The organism is Pseudomonas sp. NPDC089554, assembly GCF_050280645.1.
In the GTDB taxonomy this organism is placed as follows: Bacteria; Pseudomonadota; Gammaproteobacteria; order Pseudomonadales; family Pseudomonadaceae; genus Aquipseudomonas.
This window is the reverse complement of sequence record NZ_JBNNVR010000050.1, coordinates 1-20,332: the sequence shown is the minus strand read 5'-3', so window position 1 is coordinate 20,332 and position 20,332 is coordinate 1. Positions and strand designations below refer to the sequence as shown.

General features: G+C 63.0%; 19 protein-coding genes and 2 pseudogenes. 16 read left to right on the top strand and 5 right to left on the bottom strand.

The window, feature by feature from the left end; translation table 11 throughout:
* A complete protein-coding gene (locus tag ACQKPE_RS15765; RefSeq protein ID WP_427667239.1) occupies positions 1–1,233 on the bottom strand; it encodes a 3-methyl-2-oxobutanoate dehydrogenase (2-methylpropanoyl-transferring) subunit alpha in 1,233 nt (410 codons plus the stop codon).
* A gap of 197 nt (positions 1,234–1,430) precedes the next feature.
* Here ACQKPE_RS15765 and bkdR point away from each other — a divergent pair, with 197 nt between their 5' ends.
* From bkdR to ACQKPE_RS15750, 3 genes are all read left to right on the top strand, one after another.
* Positions 1,431–1,916: a Bkd operon transcriptional regulator BkdR gene (bkdR, locus tag ACQKPE_RS15760; protein WP_027593063.1), complete on the top strand. Its 486-nt coding sequence runs from the start codon at positions 1,431–1,433 to the stop codon at positions 1,914–1,916.
* 183 nt (positions 1,917–2,099) lie between these two features.
* Positions 2,100–3,341: a glutamine synthetase family protein gene (locus ACQKPE_RS15755; protein WP_427667262.1), complete on the top strand. Its 1,242-nt coding sequence runs from the start codon at positions 2,100–2,102 to the stop codon at positions 3,339–3,341.
* Between the two features lie 124 nt (positions 3,342–3,465).
* Positions 3,466–4,815 carry an MFS transporter gene (locus ACQKPE_RS15750; RefSeq protein WP_427667237.1) on the top strand — a complete coding sequence of 450 codons (1,350 nt, stop codon included), beginning with the start codon at positions 3,466–3,468 and terminating at the stop codon, positions 4,813–4,815.
* A 72-nt stretch (positions 4,816–4,887) separates the two neighbouring features.
* On the opposite strand, the gene ACQKPE_RS15745 is transcribed toward ACQKPE_RS15750, so the two are convergent.
* The 4 genes from ACQKPE_RS15745 to flgA form a co-directional block, all read right to left on the bottom strand.
* Entirely contained in the window at positions 4,888–5,631 is a 744-nt protein-coding gene (locus tag ACQKPE_RS15745) for a flagellar brake protein (RefSeq protein ID WP_427667235.1), read from the bottom strand.
* Between the two features lie 81 nt (positions 5,632–5,712).
* Entirely contained in the window at positions 5,713–6,180 is a 468-nt protein-coding gene (locus tag ACQKPE_RS15740; RefSeq protein WP_427667233.1) for a flagella synthesis protein FlgN, read from the bottom strand.
* Positions 6,181–6,227: 47 nt separating this feature from the next.
* On the bottom strand, positions 6,228–6,530 hold the full coding sequence (flgM, locus tag ACQKPE_RS15735) for a flagellar biosynthesis anti-sigma factor FlgM (protein ID WP_427667232.1): 303 nt from the start codon (positions 6,528–6,530) through the stop codon (positions 6,228–6,230).
* A 153-nt stretch (positions 6,531–6,683) separates the two neighbouring features.
* Entirely contained in the window at positions 6,684–7,436 is a 753-nt protein-coding gene (gene flgA, locus ACQKPE_RS15730; protein WP_427667230.1) for a flagellar basal body P-ring formation chaperone FlgA, read from the bottom strand.
* Positions 7,437–7,504: 68 nt separating this feature from the next.
* Here flgA and ACQKPE_RS15725 point away from each other — a divergent pair, with 68 nt between their 5' ends.
* The 13 genes and pseudogenes from ACQKPE_RS15725 to ACQKPE_RS15665 all read left to right on the top strand — a co-directional run.
* Complete coding sequence (locus tag ACQKPE_RS15725; RefSeq protein ID WP_427667229.1) at positions 7,505–8,434, top strand: chemotaxis protein CheV; 930 nt, start codon at positions 7,505–7,507, stop codon at positions 8,432–8,434.
* A gap of 50 nt (positions 8,435–8,484) precedes the next feature.
* Positions 8,485–9,312, top strand: a complete 828-nt coding sequence (cheR, locus tag ACQKPE_RS15720) for a protein-glutamate O-methyltransferase CheR (protein WP_427667227.1) — start codon at positions 8,485–8,487, stop codon at positions 9,310–9,312.
* A gap of 269 nt (positions 9,313–9,581) precedes the next feature.
* A complete protein-coding gene (flgB, locus tag ACQKPE_RS15715) occupies positions 9,582–9,989 on the top strand; it encodes a flagellar basal body rod protein FlgB (RefSeq protein ID WP_375101067.1) in 408 nt (135 codons plus the stop codon).
* Positions 9,990–9,991: 2 nt separating this feature from the next.
* Positions 9,992–10,435 carry a flagellar basal body rod protein FlgC gene (gene flgC, locus ACQKPE_RS15710; RefSeq protein WP_375101068.1) on the top strand — a complete coding sequence of 148 codons (444 nt, stop codon included), beginning with the start codon at positions 9,992–9,994 and terminating at the stop codon, positions 10,433–10,435.
* Positions 10,436–10,450: 15 nt separating this feature from the next.
* Positions 10,451–11,146, top strand: coding sequence for a flagellar hook assembly protein FlgD (gene flgD, locus ACQKPE_RS15705; protein WP_427667225.1), 696 nt, complete (start codon positions 10,451–10,453; stop codon positions 11,144–11,146).
* A 30-nt stretch (positions 11,147–11,176) separates the two neighbouring features.
* Positions 11,177–12,460, top strand: a complete 1,284-nt coding sequence (gene flgE, locus ACQKPE_RS15700; RefSeq protein WP_427667223.1) for a flagellar hook protein FlgE — start codon at positions 11,177–11,179, stop codon at positions 12,458–12,460.
* A pseudogene (locus ACQKPE_RS15695) lies at positions 12,453–13,478 on the top strand (efflux RND transporter periplasmic adaptor subunit); the annotation flags it as partial. The gene flgE and the pseudogene ACQKPE_RS15695, both read left to right, overlap by 8 nt.
* On the top strand, positions 13,475–14,542 hold the full coding sequence (locus tag ACQKPE_RS15690) for an efflux RND transporter periplasmic adaptor subunit (protein ID WP_427667221.1): 1,068 nt from the start codon (positions 13,475–13,477) through the stop codon (positions 14,540–14,542). The pseudogene ACQKPE_RS15695 and the gene ACQKPE_RS15690, both read left to right, overlap by 4 nt.
* A complete protein-coding gene (locus tag ACQKPE_RS15685; RefSeq protein ID WP_427667219.1) occupies positions 14,539–17,592 on the top strand; it encodes an efflux RND transporter permease subunit in 3,054 nt (1,017 codons plus the stop codon). Before ACQKPE_RS15690 ends, ACQKPE_RS15685 begins: the two co-directional genes overlap by 4 nt.
* A 173-nt stretch (positions 17,593–17,765) precedes the next feature.
* Positions 17,766–17,948 (top strand): sulfur starvation response protein OscA, encoded by a 183-nt coding sequence (oscA, locus tag ACQKPE_RS15680; protein WP_016489716.1) that lies wholly within the window; start codon positions 17,766–17,768, stop codon positions 17,946–17,948.
* Between the two features lie 46 nt (positions 17,949–17,994).
* Positions 17,995–19,002: a sulfate ABC transporter substrate-binding protein gene (locus ACQKPE_RS15675; protein WP_427667217.1), complete on the top strand. Its 1,008-nt coding sequence runs from the start codon at positions 17,995–17,997 to the stop codon at positions 19,000–19,002.
* Positions 19,003–19,103: 101 nt separating this feature from the next.
* Positions 19,104–19,922: a sulfate ABC transporter permease subunit CysT gene (cysT, locus tag ACQKPE_RS15670; protein ID WP_427667215.1), complete on the top strand. Its 819-nt coding sequence runs from the start codon at positions 19,104–19,106 to the stop codon at positions 19,920–19,922.
* 14 nt (positions 19,923–19,936) lie between these two features.
* Positions 19,937–20,332, top strand: a pseudogene (locus ACQKPE_RS15665) (hypothetical protein); the annotation flags it as partial.

Genomic DNA, 20,332 nt, shown 5'->3' with positions numbered 1-20,332 from the left:
TCAGACCCCCAGTTCCTGGCGCTGACGACGTAGGTGCTCAGGCATTTCCTTGTACACGTCCTCGAACATCGAGGCGGCGCTGGGGATATGGCCATTGCTCAGGGTGCCGAACTGCTCGGCTTCCTTCTGCGCCTTGATGACTTCGGCTTCCAGCTCGGCGCTGACGGCCTGGTGTTCGTCCTCGCTCCAGTGCCCGGCCTTGATCAGGTGCTGCTTCAGGCGGGCGATCGGGTCGCCCAGCGGGAAGTGGTTCCAGTCGTCGGCGGGACGGTACTTGGAGGGGTCGTCCGAGGTGGAGTGCGGGCCTGCGCGGTAGGTGACCCATTCGATCAGGGTTGGGCCAAGGCCACGGCGGGCGCGTTCGGCGGCCCAGCGCGAGGCGGCATACACGGCCACGAAGTCGTTGCCGTCGACCCGCAGGGAGGCGATGCCGCAGCCCACGCCACGGCCGGCGAAGGTGGTGGATTCACCGCCGGCGATGGCCTGGAAGGTGGAGATCGCCCACTGGTTGTTGACCACGTTGAGGATCACCGGGGCGCGGTAGACGTGGGCAAAGGTCAGTGCGGTGTGGAAGTCGGATTCTGCGGTGGCGCCGTCGCCGATCCACGCCGAGGCGATCTTGGTATCACCCTTGATCGCCGAGGCCATGGCCCAGCCGACTGCCTGCACGAACTGGGTCGCCAGGTTGCCGCTGATGGTGAAGAAGCCGGCTTCGCGTACCGAATACATGATCGGCAACTGGCGGCCCTTGAGGGGGTCGCGGGTGTTGGACAGCAACTGGCAGATCATCTCCACCAGCGACACGTCGCGGGCCATCAGGATGCTCTGCTGGCGGTAGGTGGGGAAGCACATGTCGCTGCGGTTCAGCGCCAGCGCCTGGCCGGCGCCGATGGCTTCCTCGCCCAGGCTCTGCATGTAGAAGGACATCTTCTTCTGGCGCTGGGCGACCACCATGCGGCTGTCGAAGATGCGCGTCTTGAGCATGGTGCGCAGGCCTTGGCGCAGCACCTGCGGGTCGATGTCCTCGGCCCAGGGGTCGAGGGCGTCGCCGTGCTCATCGAGCACGCGCACCAGGCTGCCGGAGAGGTCGGCGGTGTCGGCGGGCTCGACGTCGATAGGGGGTTTACGGACAGACCCTGCATCGTTCAGACGCAGGTAGGAGAAATCGGTCTGGCAGCCTGGCCGGCCTGTAGGCTCGGGCACATGCAAACGCAGGGGGGCGTACTCGTTCATGCTGTTTACGCTCGCTCGAATATTGTTTTTGTGAGCTCTGAAGCGGTCGCCGCTGACTGCCGGCTCGTGACTGGCAGGTCAGCGTCTATTACATCTTAGAGGGACGACAGGAGAATTTTTCTCTCATGTTGGTTGTCTTTGTCATGGCGAGCAGATAAATATTCTTCACAAACATAAGAAACCGGTGAATTTGTCTCATGCGAAAACTCGATCGAACGGATATCGGCATTCTCAACAGCCTCCAGGAAAATGCCCGTATCACCAATGCGGAGCTTGCGCGTTCGGTGAACCTGTCGCCCACGCCGTGTTTCAACCGGGTCAAGGCCATGGAGGAGCTGGGAGTGATTCGTCAGCAGGTGACCTTGCTGTCGCCGGAGGCGCTGGGGCTGGACGTCAACGTGTTCATCCACGTGAGCTTGGAGAAGCAGGTGGAACAGTCGCTGCACCGCTTCGAAGAGGAGATCGCCGAGCGCCCGGAGGTGATGGAGTGCTACCTGATGACCGGCGACCCGGACTACCTGCTGCGTGTGTTGCTGCCGAGCATCCAGGCGCTGGAGCGCTTTCTCGATTACCTGACGCGCCTGCCGGGGGTGGCCAACATTCGTTCGAGCTTTGCGCTGAAGCAGGTGCGCTACAAGACCGCGTTGCCGCTGCCGGCCAATGGCATGACCTTGCGGGAGTAGCGTCATGGTTGCCCTACAGGGTGCTTGATATTTTAAACACCCCCAGCCTATGTTGTTGCCGTCGCCATTCACGGCACGCTGACAACAACAAGGACCAGTGGCATGAGCATCCAGCGCCTGACGGGTATCGACGAAATCGAATGCGTTACCCCCGACCTCAACGGTGTCCCGCGTGGCAAGGTAATGACCGGCGAGGGCTTCCTCGAAGGCCGTCGTTTGCAGATGGCGCGTGGGGTTTTGCTGCAATGCATCATGGGCGGGTACCCGCCGGCGAAGTTCTACGGCAGCGATGACGGCGATTTGGCGCTGGTCGCCGACCCTGCGCAAACCCACGTATTGCCCTGGAGCGAAACGCCGCGGGGGCTGGCTATTTGCGACGCAGTCGAGCTCGATGGCAAACCCTCGGGGCTCTCGACCCGTGGCCTGCTCAAGGCCGTGATCGCCCGCTATGCCGCCTTGGGGCTGGCTCCGGTTGTGGCCACGGAGCTCGAGTTCTTCATCTTTACTGCCAACCCCGATCCTCATCAGCCGTTCCAGCCGCCAGTGGGCAAGGATGGGCGCCGCGAGTTGGGCCATTCGGCCTTCAGCGTCAGTTCCAACAATGGCCTGCGCCCCTTCTTCACCGAGGTCTACCGCTGCATGGCAGCTCTGGGCCTGCCGCGCGATACCTTCATGCACGAAATGGGCGTCAGCCAGTTCGAGATCAACCTGCTGCACGGCGACCCCCTGCTACTGGCCGACCAGACCTTCCTGTTCAAGCACCTGCTCAAGGAAGTGGCGCTCAAGCATGATTTGACCGTGGTATGCATGGCCAAGCCGCTGGCCCGTACGCCTGGCAGCTCCATGCACATTCACCAGAGCCTGGTAGACATCGCCAGTGGCCGCAATGTGTTCAGCGACGAGCAGGGGCGGGCGACCGATACCTTCCATCATTTCATTGGCGGCCTACAGGCGTGCATGGCGGACTTCACCGCGCTGTTCGCCCCCAACGTCAATTCCTACCAGCGGCTGTGCCACCCCTATGCCTCGCCGAACAACGCCTGCTGGTCCGAAGACAACCGCGCGGCGGGTTTGCGCATTCCCGCCAGCTCGCCGGTGGCGCGGCGGGTGGAGAATCGCCTACCGGGCGCCGATGCCAACCCGTACCTGGCCATCGCCGCCAGCCTCGCTGCCGGCTTGCATGGCATCGAGCAGCGCCTGCAACCGACGCCGTCGATCCAGGGCGAATTCAGTGTGCCAGAGCACCTGAGCCTGCCGTGCACCCTGCATGCGGCTTTGGAGCGCCTGAAACGCAGCGCGCTGGCGCGGGAACTGTTCGGCGCCGAGTTCATCGAAGGCTACGTCGCTACCAAGACCCTGGAGTTGAGCGACTTCTTCGACGAGATCACCCCGTGGGAGCGGCGCGTGCTGGCCGCGCAGGCCTGATTGCGACAGGCGTTTGCCGCGCGCGCCATCGGTGGGGATTTTTCCTCGCCCAAGCGCCGCGCCCCGGAAATACCCCTTATGCTTGCTAGCACTGTCTACTAGCCCTGAACACCCGCGGGGATGCATGCGCCAGATCTGGAAGTCTTTTCGTTCGTTGTATTTCGCCGCGCTGATGATGTTGATCGGCTCCGGCCTGCTGAGTACCTACCTTGCCTTGCGCCTGGCCGCCGACCATGTCGACAGCCTGTGGGTGGGTGCACTGATGGCCGCCAACTATTTCGGCCTGGCAGTGGGCGGCAAGGTCGGCCACAGGCTGATCGCCCGGGTCGGGCATATTCGTGCCTACGCCACCTGCGCAGGCATCGTCGGTGCAGCGGTGCTGGGCCATGGCATGACCAGCTACCTGCCTGCCTGGGTCGGGCTGCGGATGATCGTCGGCCTCGGCATGATGTGCCAGTACATGGTCATCGAGAGCTGGCTCAACGAGCAGGCCGATGCCAAGCAGCGCGGCGCGGTGTTCAGCGGCTACATGATCGCTTCGTACCTGGGGCTGGTGCTTGGCCAATTGATCCTGGTGGTGCATCCGCAACTCGGCCCGGAATTACTGATGCTGGTGGCCATGTGCTTCGCCTTGTGCCTGGTGCCGGTGGCGATGACTCGGCGTATCCACCCGGCGCCATTGCGCCCGGCACCCATGGAGCCGAAGTTCTTCATCAAGCGCGTGCCGCAGTCGCTGAGTACGGTGCTGGGAGCGGGGTTGATCGTCGGCTCCTTCTACGGCCTGGCGCCGTTGTATGCGGCCCGGCAGGGGCTGAGTACCGAGCAGGTCGGTTTGTTCATGGGCTGTTGTATCTTCGCCGGGCTACTGGTGCAGTGGCCGTTGGGCTGGTTGTCCGACCGCTATGACCGCGCGGTGCTGATTCGTGGGGCGGCTGGCGGCTTGGCACTGGTGTCGTTGCCGCTGGCGCTGTTGCCGAGCGTGCCGCTGGAGGTGCTGTTCGCGGTGGGCTTCGTGGTGTCGCTGTTGCAGTTCTGCCTGTATCCGCTGGCCGTGGCGTTCTCCAACGACCACGTGGAAAGCGAGCGGCGGGTGTCGCTGACGGCAATGCTGCTGGTGACCTATGGCGTGGGCGCCAGTATCGGCCCGCTGGTGGCCGGTGTGCTGATGAAAGTGCTGGGCGCGCAGATGCTGTATGCGTTCTTCACGTTCTTCGCCCTGGTGCTGGTGTGGCGTATTCGACCCAAGGCTGTCACCGGATTGCACCAGGTGCAGGATGCGCCATTGCACCACGTGGCGATGCCTGCGGCGGGCTCGCCGTTGTCGGCGGCGCTGGACCCACGGGTCGACGAGCAGACCGTGCAGGATGTGATGCAGGCGCCGGTGGCGGCCGAAGACACCGAGGCGGAGGACGAGCAGGGCGCGCAGGCCAAGGAAGAGATCAAACCCCAGGCCGAGGTCGACAAGTCGGTTTGAAGGAGCTGCCACTGCATCCCGCACAAACGAAAACGCCACCGAACGGTGGCGTTTTTCATGGCAGCAAGACGATCAATAGTCGTCCTTGTCGAACCGCCGCGCTTCACGTTGCAGCTGGTACACAAAACTCTCGATCTTGCGCTGGCTCTGGCCGGTGAGGTTGTGGAAGCGCACCCCGGCGAAGGTGGTGTTGATGCGCTCTTCGAAGTGCAGGTGACGCAGCTCTACCATGACATCGGCCAGGCCAAGCGGGTTGCCGGCCTTGAAGCGCTCGTACACCTGGCCCAGTTGCAGGCGTTCCTCGATATTGCCCTCGAAGCGCAACTTGCAGCCGGTGGCGGAAATATCCAGCAGCTTGCCGCGCAATGCGCCGCTGCCTTTCAGGTGGGTGCCGTCGAAGATCACTTCGACCAACTGCGACAGCTTCAATGCGGCGCGGAAGGCACTGCGGCGCTGGTGGTAGGTCATTTCCGAAGGCAGTGGCCCGCGGTAGCAGCGATGGCCGTCGATCTCGGTAATGGTCAGTGCAGTGTTGCATTCCCAGGCGATGCGTACGCCATCATGGAAGCCTTCAACGCGGAAGGGCTCGCCGTTCTCGATGAATTTTTCGCCATCACGGGGAATCATCTCGTCCAGCGCAAGGATGTCCTTGTCCTTGTCGGCATGTACCACATAGCTCTGGAACCGCTGGCTGCGCTCATGGAAGGTGATGATCAGCGGATCTTGGCTGTCCAGCAACTGGCGCAGGTTGGCCGCAATCTCCAAAGGCGTGGTCAACACCTTTGGTGGCTGAGGAGCATCGGATTCATTGAACACGGGTTTTCAATCTCCAGGCAAAAACGACACACGCAAGTAATGGCATTTTGCCAGTATGTTCCGTGCCTTGAATAGGAAAAATCACACCTGGCTGATTGCTCGGGGTTTGTCCATGGGCGCGGTGGCCCCACGGCTATCGTACAGCGACGGTGAGTCGCCGCCCATGAGTATCCGGATTTGGTTGGCCGTGGTGTGTTGCTGCACCTGGATGATCCGTCCGTTGATCTGGTTAGCCTTCTGGCAGGCATCCATGAGCTGGGTCAGCACATCCAGTTGCTGCAGCATGACATCGCCGTTGGGCGATTGGGCGGCCACGGCTTGTACCCCTGCGCGATCCGCAGGGAGGCCGAGGCTGGTGAGCAGGTGGTTGCGGCGCAGTCCCTGCTGTTCGAGTAGCACGATCAGCGACTGCTTGCGTGCCAGGATGTTCTCCAGCAGCGGCATGTCGCGCCCGTGCAGGGCGACGGCTTCGTTTTGCAGCAACTCGAGCAGTTCCTCGGTTGGTGCGATGTCGTCTTCGATCAGTTGCAGCAGGGTGATGTCGTGCATGGCTGGCTCTTGGCGTTTAGCGTCCTGGAAGTCAGCGCGCCCGAGGGTTAGCGCTGAGCTTCGAAATCAAGCAGTTTGCTGGCGACCCGGCCGGCATCGACCTGATAGCTGCCATCGGCGATCGCCTGTTTCAACTGAGCCACACGGGCGCTGTTGACTTCAGGCTGCTCGCGCAGCTTTTCGCGGATCTGCTGCAACTGCTGTGCCTCTTGACTGAGGTGTACTGCCTCTCCGCTGGCGCTGGCCTTCGGGGCTTCACCGGCTTTCTCGGGGGTAGCCGATGCGCTGTTGCCGCGAACGCCGCCTGTGACGGACGGAGAGTTATTCAAACGACTGAAGTCGATAACCATGATCGAAACCTCTGGGAATTAGGACGCTTGCCTTGTTTTCGGCCAATCCGAAATAAACTTTAGGCACAAATGCATTGCCGCCTATCGGCAAGCTCGTCCGACCCGTTTCGACACAGTTTAGGAAAAGCACCTACATACCGCTAGCCCCTCGGATTACATCGCGACCTCTACTTGCCCTGGCCCGATGACCCTGGCCTTGACCACGCGCTTGGAGTTCAGGTTGCGCACCCGGATCTGCTCGGTCAGGCCGCCCTTGCTCAGGGCCTCGCCAGGCATGCGCACGTTCAGGGTCCCGCTGCGGGCGGTAATGACCACATGGTCGCCCTTGCGGATTACTTCGGCCTGTTCCAGGTGTTGCAGGGTCAGCACCTGGTCGAGGGTGGTGGGGCGCAGCAGCTTCATGCCCACGGCTTGCTCGAGCTGGGTCAGGAAACCGGCGCCGAGGGTACTGACGTCACGTTCACGCATGGCCACGGCATTTTCGTCGATCACGCTGTCGCGCTTGAGCGGGCGGGTCATCACCACCACGTCACGGAACAGTTTGACCTGGGCGGGCACGAACACCGTCCAGGGCGCGGCGCTGTCGCAGCGTACCCGCACCGTGACCCGGCCAATCGGCTGCGCCGGGCTTTCCAGCGAGGCGTCCAGCGCCTGGCTGCACAGCGGCATGCGCAGACGAGGGTCGAGGTTGTTCACCTGGATCTCGTAGCGGCCTTCGGTCTGGGTGGTGGCCAAGTAGTCCTCCACGGTGAATTCAAGAAACCCTTGGGTGACACCGATAAGCTGTTCAGGCAAGGTAGCCGCATCTGCCAGCGTGCGAGCGCCGGGTGCCAGCAGGCACAGCATGGCCAGGGGGGTGGCCAGCAGGCGCGTCAGCCGTCGGAATAATGTCGTTTTCGTGTGCATACCGCTCAAAAAAGCAAAGCCCGTGCCGACTCGTTGGCAAATGGGCTGAAAAATAGAAGGAGACTGGCATGGCTGGAGTCATGGATTCGGTCAACCAGCGCACGCAGCTGGTGGGGCAGAATCGCCTGGAACTGTTGCTGTTCCGCCTCAATGGCGCGCAGCTCTATGGCATCAACGTGTTCAAGGTCCGCGAGGTGTTGCAGTGCCCGGAGCTGACCTTGCTGCCCAAGTCTCATCCGGTCGTGCGCGGCGTGGCCAATATTCGCGGGGCGACCATTCCGATCCTCGACCTGTCGATGGCCACCGGTTTGCCGCAGTTGCGCGAGGAAACCCGTAACAGTTTCGTGATCATTACCGAGTACAACACCAAGACCCAGGGCTTCCTGGTGCATTCGGTGGAACGCATCGTCAACATGAACTGGGAGGAGATCCACCCGCCACCCAAGGGCACCGGGCGCGATCACTACCTGACGGCGGTCACCCGGGTGGACAACCGCATGGTCGAGATCGTCGATGTGGAAAAGGTGCTTGCCGAGGTGGCACCGTCGTCCGAGCAGGTCTCGGCTGGCGTGGTCGATGCCGAGGTGCAGGACAAAGCTACGATGCTGCGGGTGTTGACCGTCGACGACTCGTCTGTGGCGCGCAAGCAGGTCAGCCGCTGCCTGCAGACCGTCGGGGTTGAAGTGATTGCCCTCAACGATGGTCGTCAGGCCCTGGATTACCTGCGCAAGCTGGTCGACGAGGGCAAGCGTCCGGAAGAAGAGTTCCTGATGATGATCTCGGACATAGAAATGCCGGAAATGGACGGCTATACCCTTACCGCGGAAATTCGCAGCGATCCGCGCATGCAAAAGTTGCACATCTGCCTGCATACTTCGTTGTCAGGCGTGTTCAACCAGGCGATGGTCAAGAAGGTCGGTGCCGATGACTTCCTGGCCAAGTTCAGGCCGGACGACTTGGCCCAGCGAGTGGTCGACCGCATCAAGGCTACGCATTGAAACGGCCGGGGCATGGCCCCGGCGCAAGCGATTTGAAAGAGGCGGCAGCATTGTCTACGGGTAATTTGGATTTCGAACAGTTCCGGGTCTTCCTGGAGAAAGCCTGTGGCATCCTGCTGGGCGAGAATAAGCAGTACCTGGTGTCCAGCCGTCTCAACAAGCTGATGGAACAGCAGGGCATCAAGAGCCTGGGCGAGCTGGTACAGCGTATCCAGAGCCAGCCGCGCGGCGGCTTGCGCGAGCAGGTGGTCGATGCCATGACCACCAACGAGACCCTGTGGTTTCGCGATACCTACCCTTTCGAGGTGCTCAAGAGCAAGGTGGTGCCGGAGTTCATCAAGGGCAACCCGGGCCAGCGCCTGCGGATCTGGTCGGCGGCCTGCTCCTCGGGGCAGGAACCGTACTCCATTTCCATGGCCCTCGACGAATTCGAGCGCACCAACCTCGGCCAGTTGAAGATGGGCGCGCAAATCGTTGCCACCGACCTGTCCGGTAGCATGCTCAACAACTGCAAGACCGGTGAGTACGACAGCCTGGCAATTGCCCGGGGCCTGTCCCAGGACCGCCTGCAACGTTACTTCGACCCCAAGGGGCCGGGGCGCTGGGCGGTGAAGCCGCCGATCCGCAGCCGTGTTGAGTTCCGCTCGTTCAACCTGCTCGACAGCTATGCCAGCCTGGGCAAGTTCGACATCGTGTTCTGTCGCAACGTGCTGATCTACTTCTCGGCGCAGGTCAAGAAGGACATCCTCATGCGCATCCATGGCACGCTCAAGCCAGGGGGCTACCTGTTCCTTGGTGCCTCGGAGGCGCTCAACGGCCTGCCGGACCACTACCAGATGGTGCAGTGCAGCCCGGGCATCATCTACCAGGCAAAGTAATGAAGTAGGCGAGAGGGCCGGTATCGAGAGATACCGGCCTTTTTCTTTGCCGATATTTTGCCGCCGTCAATTTTTTGGATTGCCGCTTTTGCCGCTGTGCAATTGCCGCTTGCCCACCCTCAAGCGGAAGCCCTTTGCCGCTTTTCTGGCATGTCGCCCCGTGGCAATGCGGTGAAAGCCCCATAATTCAAGGCTTCTCTGTGATTGGCACAGGCCTTGCTATAACTCGTTCAACGCAACTCCGGTCAACCTTCGAAGGTTTCCCCGACATGAGCATCAGTTTCGACAAGGCACTTGGTATCCACGAAAAGGCACTGGGCTTTCGCGCCCAGCGTGCCGAGGTGCTGGCCAACAACATCGCCAACGCCGACACGCCCAACTACAAGGCGCGCGACATGGAATTCTCCTCGGTGCTCGCCGCCGAGTCCGAGAAGCAAAATGTCGGCCGTGTCTCGCTGACCCGCACCAATGCCCAGCACATCGAGGCCCAGGGCCTGACCCTGGCCGACGAGAGCCTCAAGTATCGCACCCCGGCCCATCCGTCGATCGACCAGAACACCGTCGATGCCCAGGTCGAGCAGTCGAACTACACCGAGAATGCCATGGGCTTCCAGGCCAGCTTCACCTTGCTCAACAGTAAATTCAAAGGGCTGGTTTCGGCCCTGCGCGGAGAATAATCATGTCCCTTGCCAGCGTCTTCCACATTGCCGGTAGCGGCATGAGCGCGCAGAACACGCGCCTGAACACCGTCGCCTCGAACATCGCCAACGCCGAGACCGTCTCGTCGAGCATCGACCAGACCTACCGCGCCCGCCACCCGGTGTTCGCCACCACCTTCGAACAGGCGCAAAACGGCGCCGGCCAGTCGCTGTTCGAAGACCAGGGTCAGGCCGGCCAGGGCGTGCAGGTCAAGGGCATCATCGAGGACCAGAGCAACCTCGAGGCGCGCTACGAGCCGAACCACCCGGCAGCGAACAAGGACGGCTACGTCTACTACCCGAACGTCAACGTGGTCGAGGAGATGGCTGACATGATCTCCGCCAGTCGCGCGTTCCAGACCAACGCCGAACTGATGAACACCGCCAAGGCGATGATGCAGAAGGTGCTGACCCTGGGTCAGTGATAAGGACGACAGACCATGGCAATCGATAACAGCACCCTCAACGACGTCCTCAAGAGTTCCGGCGTCAGCGACGGCACCAGCAAGCCCAAGACCCAGACCACCGACAGCAATGCCTTGGGCAAGGATGCGTTCCTGCAGTTGCTGGTCACCCAGATGCAGCACCAGAACCCGCTCGACCCACAGGAAAACGGCGAGTTCGTCGCGCAGCTGGCACAGTTCAGCAGCCTGGAAGGCATCACCGCCCTCAATGACACGGTCACCGCGATCGCCGGCGCCATGGGCTCGTCCCAGGCCCTGCAGGCCTCGTCGCTGGTGGGGCGTTCGGTCATCGTGCAGAACGACAAGGCCATGGTCGACACCACCAAAAGCTTCAATGGCCAGGTCGTGGTGCCGCAGAGCATCAGCGAGGGCAAGGTCACCATCAAGGACAAGGACGGAAACGTCGTGCGCACTATCGACCTGGGTGCGCAGAAGGCGGGCAACGCCGACTTCATCTGGGATGGCAAGAACGCAAAGGGCGAAGTGGCCCCGGCGGGCGAATACACCTTCACCGCCACCACCACGGTCGAAGGCAAGTCGGTTGAGATGTACACCCTGCTGCCAGCCACCGTTACCAGTGTCACCTTTGGCACCAATGGCGGCGAAATGATGCTCAACCTCGCCGGTATCGGCAAGGTCGGCATCTCCAAAGTACAAACCATCGGAATCTAAGGCCGGCTATTCGGCAGAAGGAGCGAACACATGTCTTTCAATATCGGTCTTAGCGGTCTGTACGCAGCCAACAAGCAACTGGACGTCACCGGCAACAACATCGCCAACGTCGCCACCACTGGCTTCAAATCGTCGCGTGCCGAGTTCGCCGACGTGTACGCTGGCGCCAACCGCCTGGGCGTCGGCCAGAACCAGGTGGGTAACGGTGTGCGCCTGGCAGCGATATCCCAGCAGTTCGGCCAGGGTGATGTGAACAACACTGGCAACGTGCTGGACATGGGTATCCAAGGTCAGGGCTTCTTCGTGCTTTCCGACAACGGCGCGCTGCAATACACCCGTGCCGGTGCCTTCCGGACTGACAACGCCAACTATGTCACCACCTCCGATGGCCTGCGCCTGCAAGGCTATGCGGCCGACGCCAACGGCAATATCCAGCGTGGCGTGTTGAGCGACCTGCGCATCGATACTTCGGCACTGGCGCCACGGGCGACTTCCACGATCGACCAGAGCCTGAACCTGAACTCTTCCGCCAAGGACATTCCACTGCCGGCCGTGCCGCCAGTGCCGGGTGATCCGAACCTGGCCTTCGACCCGGCTGACCAGAACACCTACACCAAGTCGTTCCCGACCAAGATGTACGACAGCCAGGGCAACGAGCACGTCATGGAGCAGTTCTACCGCAAGACCGGTACCAACGAGTGGACCATGTACACCTTGGTCGATGGACGCAACCCGTTCGACCCGACCAGCACCACGCCGCTGAGTGGCACCATCACCTTCAACAGCGACGGCTCGGTCGACACCATGACCGCGAGCGCCACTGGCGTACCGGCAGGGGCAACCTGGAGCGTGACCAACAACAACTTCAGCATGGTGGGTTGGATCCCGGCTTCGCAGAACGCCGCAGGCACCTGGGGGCCAAACGGTTCGAACGGCAATGCCGACGGCGTCCGCCTGGCCATGGGCAGCACCACGTCCTACAACACCGACACCGCACGCCAGCGTCCGTACCAGGACGGCTATGCCACCGGTATCCTGTCGAGCCTGTCCATCGACGCCAGTGGTGTGATGTTCGCAAGCTTCAGTAACGAGCAGTCGCGCGCCATTGGCCAGGTAGCCATCGCCAGCTTCACCAACGAGCAGGGCTTGCAGCAGATCGGCGGCACCCGCTGGACCGAGACCTTCGCCTCGGGCATTCCGAACGTGGATGCACCGAAGACCGGTACCCTGGGTTCGGTGCAGTCCAACTCGCTGGAAGCCTCCAACGTCAACCTGACCCAAGAGCTGGTCGAGCTGATCAAGGCGCAAGGATGAAGTCTCCAGCCCGGAACTGCCCAGGGTCGGCGTACTGCAAGTACAACCCACCGATTTCGCCGCCAAGGTCACCCTGACCGGCGATGTACAGGCACGCGTGAAAACCGACCTGTCGTTCCGCGTGGGCGGCAAGATCATCTCGCGCAGCGTCGATGTGGGCGACCACGTCAAGGCCAACCAGGTGCTCGCGCGCCTCGACCCGAAGGATCTGCAGAACAATGTCGACTCGGCCAAGGCCGCCGTGTTCGCAGAACAGGCGCGGGTGCAGCAGAGCAGCGCGGCCTTCGTGCGCCAGCAGAAACTGCTGCCCAAGGGCTACACCAGCCAGAGCGAGTACGATTCCGCCGAAGCCGCCCTGCGCAGCAGCCAGAGCGCGCTCAAGGCCGCCCAGGCACAGTTGGCCAATGCCAATGAACAACTGAGCTACACCGCGCTGGTGTCCGAGGCCGATGGTGTCATCACTGCGCGCCAGGCCGAGGTCGGCCAGGTGGTGCAGGCGACCATGCCGATCTTCGGCCTGGCCGTCGATGGCGACCGCGATGCGGTGTTCAATGTCTATGAAACGCTGCTGGTGGCGCCGCCGAGCGATGAGCGGGTGACCGTCAGCCTGCTCGACAACCCGAAGATAAGCACCGAAGGGCAGGTGCGCGAGATAACCCCGACAGTGTCCGCCGAAAGCGGCACGGTGCAGGTCAAGGTGGCCTTGCGCAACCTGCCCCAGGGCATGCAACTAGGCTCGCCGGTGACCGCCACCGGCAACACCCAGGGCCGCCCCAGCATCGAGCTGCCCTGGGCGGCGCTGACCAAGGCGCTGAAAGCGCCTGCAGTGTGGGTGGTGGGCGAGGGCGACAAGGTCGAGCTGCGCGAAGTGCAGGTGGCTCGCTATCTCACCGGCAAGGTGGTGATCGGCGAGGGCATCAAGGGTGGTGAAACCGTCGTGGTCAGCGGCGGGCAGTTGCTGCACCCCGGCATGCAGGTGGAGAAGGTCGCTGCCAACGATGCAGGAGAGACGCCATGACGCGTTCGCTGCTGGTGCTGTGCTTCGGCGTGCTGCTGGGTGGTTGTGGCGGCGACGAGCCGCCACCCGAGGTGGTGCGGCCGGTGCTGTCGACCCTGGTCGAACCACAAGCCCAGGCGCAACTGGGCCGCTTCGCCGGCAGCATCCAGGCGCGTTACGAGAGCACCCTGGGCTTTCGCGTGTCCGGGCGTATCGCCCGGCGCTGGCTGGATGTCGGGGCGCAGGTGAAGCCCGGCGATACCCTGGCCACCCTCGACCCCACCGACCAGCAGAACCAACTGCGCGCCGCCGAAGGCGACCTGGCGCGGGTGCAGGCGCAGTGGATCAACGCCCAGGCCAATGCCCGCCGCCAGCAGCAGCTGTACGACCGCGGTGTCGGCGCCCAGGCGCAACTGGACATCGCCCAGACCGACCTGAAGACCACCGGCGCTTCCCTGGAGCAAGCCCGCTCGGCACTCAGCCAGGCCCGCGACCAGCTCGACTACAGCACCCTGCGCAGCGACCACGCCGCCGTGGTCACCGCCTGGCAGGCCGAGGCCGGACAGACGGTCAGCGCCGGCCAGGCGGTGGTTACCCTGGCCAGGCCCGATATCAAGGAAGCGGTGATCGACCTGCCGATCCTACTGGCCGAGCAATTGAGCCAAGGCCTGACTTTCACCGTCGCCTCCCAGCTGGAGCCGAACATCAACACCAGCGCCACCCTGCGTGAGCTGGAACCCCAGGCCGACGCCACCACCCGCACCCGGCGTGCCCGGCTGACCCTGGCCAGCACCCCCGAGGCCTTCCACCTGGGCACGGCGATCAGCGTCACCCTTACCTCCGCTATCACCCCGCGCAGCGAGCTACCGGCCACCGCGTTGCTGGAGCGTGACGGCAAGACCCAGGTGTGGGTAGTCGACCCGCAGCAAAAGACCGTCGCCACCCGCGACGTCACCCTGGCCGAGCGCAACCGGCAACGTATCGTGCTGGCCTCCGGTGTGCAGCCGGGCGAGCGCGTGGTCGTCGCTGGGGTCAATAGCCTGGAGCCCGGGCAGAAGGTCACATTCGACGAGGATGCACGATGAAAGGAAGCTTCAACCTCTCCGAATGGGCGCTCAAGCACCAGTCGTTCGTCTGGTACCTGATGTTCGTCGGGCTGCTGATGGGCATCTTCTCGTACTTCAACCTGGGCCGTGAGGAAGACCCGTCCTTCACCATCAAGACCATGGTGATCCAGACCCGCTGGCCCGGCGCGACCCAGGACGAAACCCTCTACCAGGTCACCGATCGCATCGAGAAGAAGCTCGAGGAACTGGACTCGCTCGACTACGTGAAAAGCTACACACGCCCTGGCGAGTCCACGGTCTACGTGTACCTGCGCGACACCACCAAGGCCGGTGACATCCCGCAGATCTGGTACCAGGTGCGCAAGAAGATCGACGACATTCGCGGGCAGTTCCCCCAGGGCATCCAGGGCCCAGGCTTCAACGACGAGTTCGGCGATGTGTTCGGCTCGATCTACGCCTTCACCGCCGACGGCCTGACCCTGCGCCAGCTGCGCGACTATGTGGAGCAGGCCCGCGCCGAGATCCGCGAGGTGCCCAACATCGGCAAGGTGCAGCTGGTCGGCACCCAGGACGAAGTGCTCTACCTGAACTTCTCGACCCGCAAGCTGGCCGCCCTGGGTATCGACCAGCGCCAGGCGATGCAAGCCCTGCAAGCGCAGAACGCAGTGACCCCGGCGGGCGTGATCGAAGCGGGCCCCGAGCGTATTTCGGTGCGCACCACCGGGCAGTTCGCCTCGGAGAAAGACCTGCAGAACGTCAACCTGCGCATCAACGACCGCTTCTTCCGCCTGGCCGATATCGCCGATATCGAGCGCGGCTACCGCGACCCACCTTCGCCGATGTTCCGCTACAACGGCCAGACCGCCATCGGCCTGGCGGTGGGCATGAAGGCCGGGGGCAACATCCAGGTGTTCGGCCAGTTGCTCAAGGAAAAGATGGACCGCATCGTCACCGAGCTGCCGGTGGGGGTCGGGGTGCACACGGTTTCCGACCAGGCGGTGGTGGTGAAAGAGGCGGTCGGCGGCTTTACCAGCGCGCTATTCGAGGCGGTGGTGATCGTACTGGCAGTGAGCTTCGTCAGCCTCGGCGTGCGCGCCGGGCTGGTGGTGGCGTGCTCGATCCCGCTGGTGTTGGCCATGGTGTTCGTGTTCATGGAGTACAGCGGTATCACCATGCAGCGTATTTCCCTGGGCGCGCTGATCATCGCCCTGGGGCTGCTGGTGGACGATGCGATGATCACCGTGGAGGTGATGGTCACGCGCCTGGAAATGGGCGAGAGCAAGGAAGACGCGGCCACCTTCGCCTACACCTCCACCGCGTTCCCCATGCTCACCGGCACCTTGGTGACGGTGGCCGGCTTCGTGCCGATCGGCCTGAACGCAAGCTCTGCAGGCGAGTACACCTACACCTTGTTCGCGGTGATTGCCGTGGCGCTGCTGGTGTCCTGGGTGGTGGCGGTGTTCTTCGCCCCGGTGCTGGGCGTGCATATCCTCGACAGCGGCAAGCTCAAGGCCCACGACGCCGAGCCAGGGCGGGTCGGGCGGGCCTTCGAGGGCGGGCTGCTGTGGTGCATGCGCCACCGCTGGCTGACCATCATCGGCACCATCGTGCTGTTCGCGCTGTCGATCGTCAGCATGCGCTTCGTGCAGAACCAGTTCTTCCCCTCGTCCGACCGCCCGGAAATCCTCGTCGATATCAACCTGCCGCAGAACGCCTCGATCGAGGAAACCCGCAAGGTGGTCGACCGGCTGGAAGCGAAGATCAAGGACGACCCCGACCTGGTGCACTGGAGCACCTACATCGGCCAGGGTGCGATCCGCTTCTACCTGCCGCTCGACCAGCAGCTGCAGAACCCGTACTACGCCCAGCTGGTGATCGTCAGCAAGGGCCTGGAGGAGCGTGCCGGCATGATCGAGCGCTTGCAGAAGCTGCTGCGCGACGACTTCGTCGGCATCGGCAGCAACGTGCAGTCGCTGGAGATGGGCCCGCCGGTGGGGCGGCCGATCCAGTACCGGGTCAGCGGCAAGGACATCGACCAAGTGCGCAAGCACGCCATCGAGCTGGCCACGCTGCTCGACACCAACCCGCACATCGGCGAGATGATCTACGACTGGAACGAGCCCGGTAAGGTGCTGCGCGTGGAAATCGCCCAGGACAAGGCGCGCCAGCTGGGGCTGTCGTCCGAGGACGTGGCCAATGTGATGAACAGCATCGTCACGGGTGTGCCGGTGACCCAGGTGAACGACGACATCTACCTGGTAGACGTGATCGCCCGCGCCGAGGACAGCGAACGCGGCTCGCCGGAAACCTTGCAGAACTTGCAGATTCTCACGCCCAACGGCACCTCCATTCCGCTGCTGTCGTTCGCCACCGTGCGCTACGAGCTGGAGCAGCCGCTGGTGTGGCGACGCGACCGCAAGCCGACCATCACCCTCAAGGCCTCGGTGGCTGGCGAGATACAGCCCACCGACCTGGTGGCCCAGCTCAAGCCGAAGATCGACGAATTCGCCGCCAAGCTGCCGCCCGGCTATGAAGTGGCCACCGGCGGCACGGTGGAGGAGAGCGGCAAGGCCCAGGGGCCGATTGCCCAAGTGATTCCACTGATGCTGTTCCTGATGGCGACCTTCCTGATGATCCAGCTGCACAGCGTGCAGAAGCTGTTCCTGGTGGTCAGTGTGGCGCCGCTAGGGTTGATCGGCGTGGTGCTGGCGCTGGTGCCGACGGGCACGCCCATGGGCTTCGTGGCGATTCTCGGGATTCTTGCCCTGGCGGGCATCATCATTCGTAACTCGGTGATTTTGGTGACCCAGATCGACGAGTTCGAGGCTCAGGGCTACACGCCTTGGGACGCGGTGATGGAGGCGACCAACCATCGGCGTCGGCCGATCCTGCTCACTGCGGCGGCGGCCAGCCTGGGCATGATCCCCATTGCCCGCGAGGTGTTCTGGGGGCCGATGGCCTACGCGATGATCGGCGGCATCATCAGTGCAACGCTGCTGACGCTGTTGTTCCTGCCGGCGCTGTATGTGGCCTGGTACAAGATCCGCGAGCCGGAAAAACAAGCCTGAAGCACGACATCGCCCCCTCCCACAGGGGCGGTGGCGGGGCTTTGACTAATGGTTATATAAACATTCTTAAACAGTATTTTTAAGAATATCCGCGCCTCACTACTATTGCCTTCAAGCCAGGCGCCCATCCCCTTCGAACCCTGCCCGGCACCCCAATCCCCAGGAGAACGAGCATGAGCGCATCGCTGCGTAGCATCGACGGTCAGGACGAAGCCACCATTCTGCGTGAAATCCAGAGCGCCCTGCGCGACCTGCGTTTCGGCGCGGTGGAAATTACCGTGCACAACGCCCAGGTCGTGCAGATCGAGCGCAAGGAAAAGTTCCGCCTGCAACAGCCTGGCAACAAGTCCGGCTGATCACCGCATACACCCAACTAGAAAAATGCCAATCGGGAGCTTCACCATGTCCATCCGCCGTTATGCGCTCGCCGCCCTGGCCAGTGCTGTTTTTGCCGGTTCCGCGATCGCCAAGGACTACGAACTGCTCAACGTGTCCTACGACCCGACCCGCGAGCTGTACCAGCAGTACAACGCCGAGTTCATCAAGCACTGGCAGCAGACCCACCCGGACGACAAGGTGAAGATCCAGCAATCCCACGGCGGCTCGGGCAAGCAGGGTCGTGCGGTGATCGACGGCCTGCGCGCCGACGTGGTGACCCTGGCCCTGGCCGGCGACATCGACGAAATCGCCAAGCTCGGCAAGACCCTGCCTGAGGACTGGCAGAAGCGCCTGCCGCAAGCCAGCACCCCCTACACCTCGACCATCGTGTTCCTGGTGCGCAAGGGCAACCCGAAGAACATCAAGGACTGGGGCGACCTGATCAAGAAAGACGTCTCGGTCATCACCCCCAACCCGAAAACCTCCGGCGGTGCGCGCTGGAACTTCCTCGCCGCCTGGGCCTACGGCCTGAAGACCGGCGGTAGCGAAGACAAGGCCAAGGAATACGTGCAGGAGCTGTTCAAGCACGTGCCAGTGCTCGATACCGGCGCCCGCGGCTCGACCATCACCTTCGTCAACAACGGCCAGGGCGACGTGCTGCTGGCCTGGGAAAACGAAGCCTTCCTGGCGCTGAAGGAAGACGGTGGCACCGACAAGTTCGAAATCGTCGTGCCGTCGTTGTCGATCCTCGCCGAGCCGCCGGTAGCCGTGGTCGACAAGAACGCCGAGAAGAAAGGCAACACCGAGATCGCCACCGAGTACCTCAAGCACCTGTACAGCCCGGCTGGGCAGAAGATCGCCGCGCAGAACTTCTACCGTCCGCGTGACGAGAAGGTCGCCGCCGAATTCGGCCAGCAGTTCCCGAAACTGGACCTGGTAACCATCGACAAGGACTTCGGCGGCTGGAAAACTGCACAACCGAAGTTCTTCAACGACGGCGGTGTGTTCGACCAGATCTACCAGGCGCAGTGAAACAGCGGGGCTGCAACCAGCCCCCTGAATGCAACACCCTTCAGTAGCCTGCACCGGCCCGGGAGCGCTCCCGGGCTTCGTGCGTTCAACCAGGGACTTTTATGTCACGTCGCATTTCCCCCGTCATACCCGGCTTCGGGCTGACACTGGGCTACACCTTGGTGTACCTCAGCCTGATTGTGCTGATACCGCTGGCCGCCATGTTCGTGCATGCCGCCCAGCTGACCTGGGAGCAGTTCTGGAACATCGTCAGCGCGCCGAGGGTGCTTGCCGCCCTCAAGCTGAGTTTCGGTACCGCCCTGCTCGCCGCCATCATCAACGGCGTGATCGGTACCCTGCTGGCCTGGGTGCTGGTGCGCTACACCTTCCCGGGCCGCAAGGTCATCGAAGCGATGATCGACCTGCCATTCGCCCTGCCCACCGCCGTCGCCGGTATCGCCCTGACCGCCCTGTACGCGCCTGCGGGCTGGGTCGGCCAGTTCGCCACCGACCTGGGCTTCAAGATCGCCTACACCCCCCTGGGCATCACCCTGGCACTCACCTTCGTGACCCTGCCGTTCGTGGTGCGTACGGTGCAGCCGGTGCTTGCTGACATCCCCCGCGAAGTCGAAGAGGCGGCTGCCTGCCTGGGTGCAAAACCTTTGCAGGTGTTCCGTCACGTGCTGCTGCCAGCCTTGCTACCCGCTTGGTTGACCGGCTTCGCCCTGGCTTTTGCCCGGGGCGTGGGCGAGTACGGTTCGGTGATCTTCATCGCGGGCAACATGCCGATGAAGACCGAGATCTTGCCGCTGCTGATCATGGTCAAGCTCGACCAGTACGACTACACCGGCGCCACGGCCATCGGCGTGCTGATGCTGGTGGTTTCCTTCATCCTGCTGCTGCTGATCAACTTGTTGCAGCGGCGCATCGAAACCCCTTGAAGGAGGCCAGGCCCATGTCTTCGACTTCCATTGGCGCCAATGCCGCCGCCAACGCCGCCCGGCGTGGCAGCGCAACCTCGCGCCGCGTGCTGATCGGCCTTGGCTGGCTGGTGTTCGCGCTGTTCCTGTTGTTGCCGCTGGTGATCGTGGTGTCCCAGGCCCTGAAGAACGGCTTCGGCGTGTTCTTCGAGGCGATCTTCGAGCCCGACGCCTTGGCTGCCCTGAGGTTGACCCTGCTCGCCGTGGCCATCTCGGTGCCGCTGAACCTGGTGTTCGGCGTCAGCGCCGCCTGGTGCGTGAGCAAGTACAACTTCCGTGGCAAAAGCGTGCTGGTAACCTTGATCCGACGAACCAGAAGACGTACAAGCGCTGCGCGACAAGTACCAGATCCCGACCTTCGGCGCCGAAGG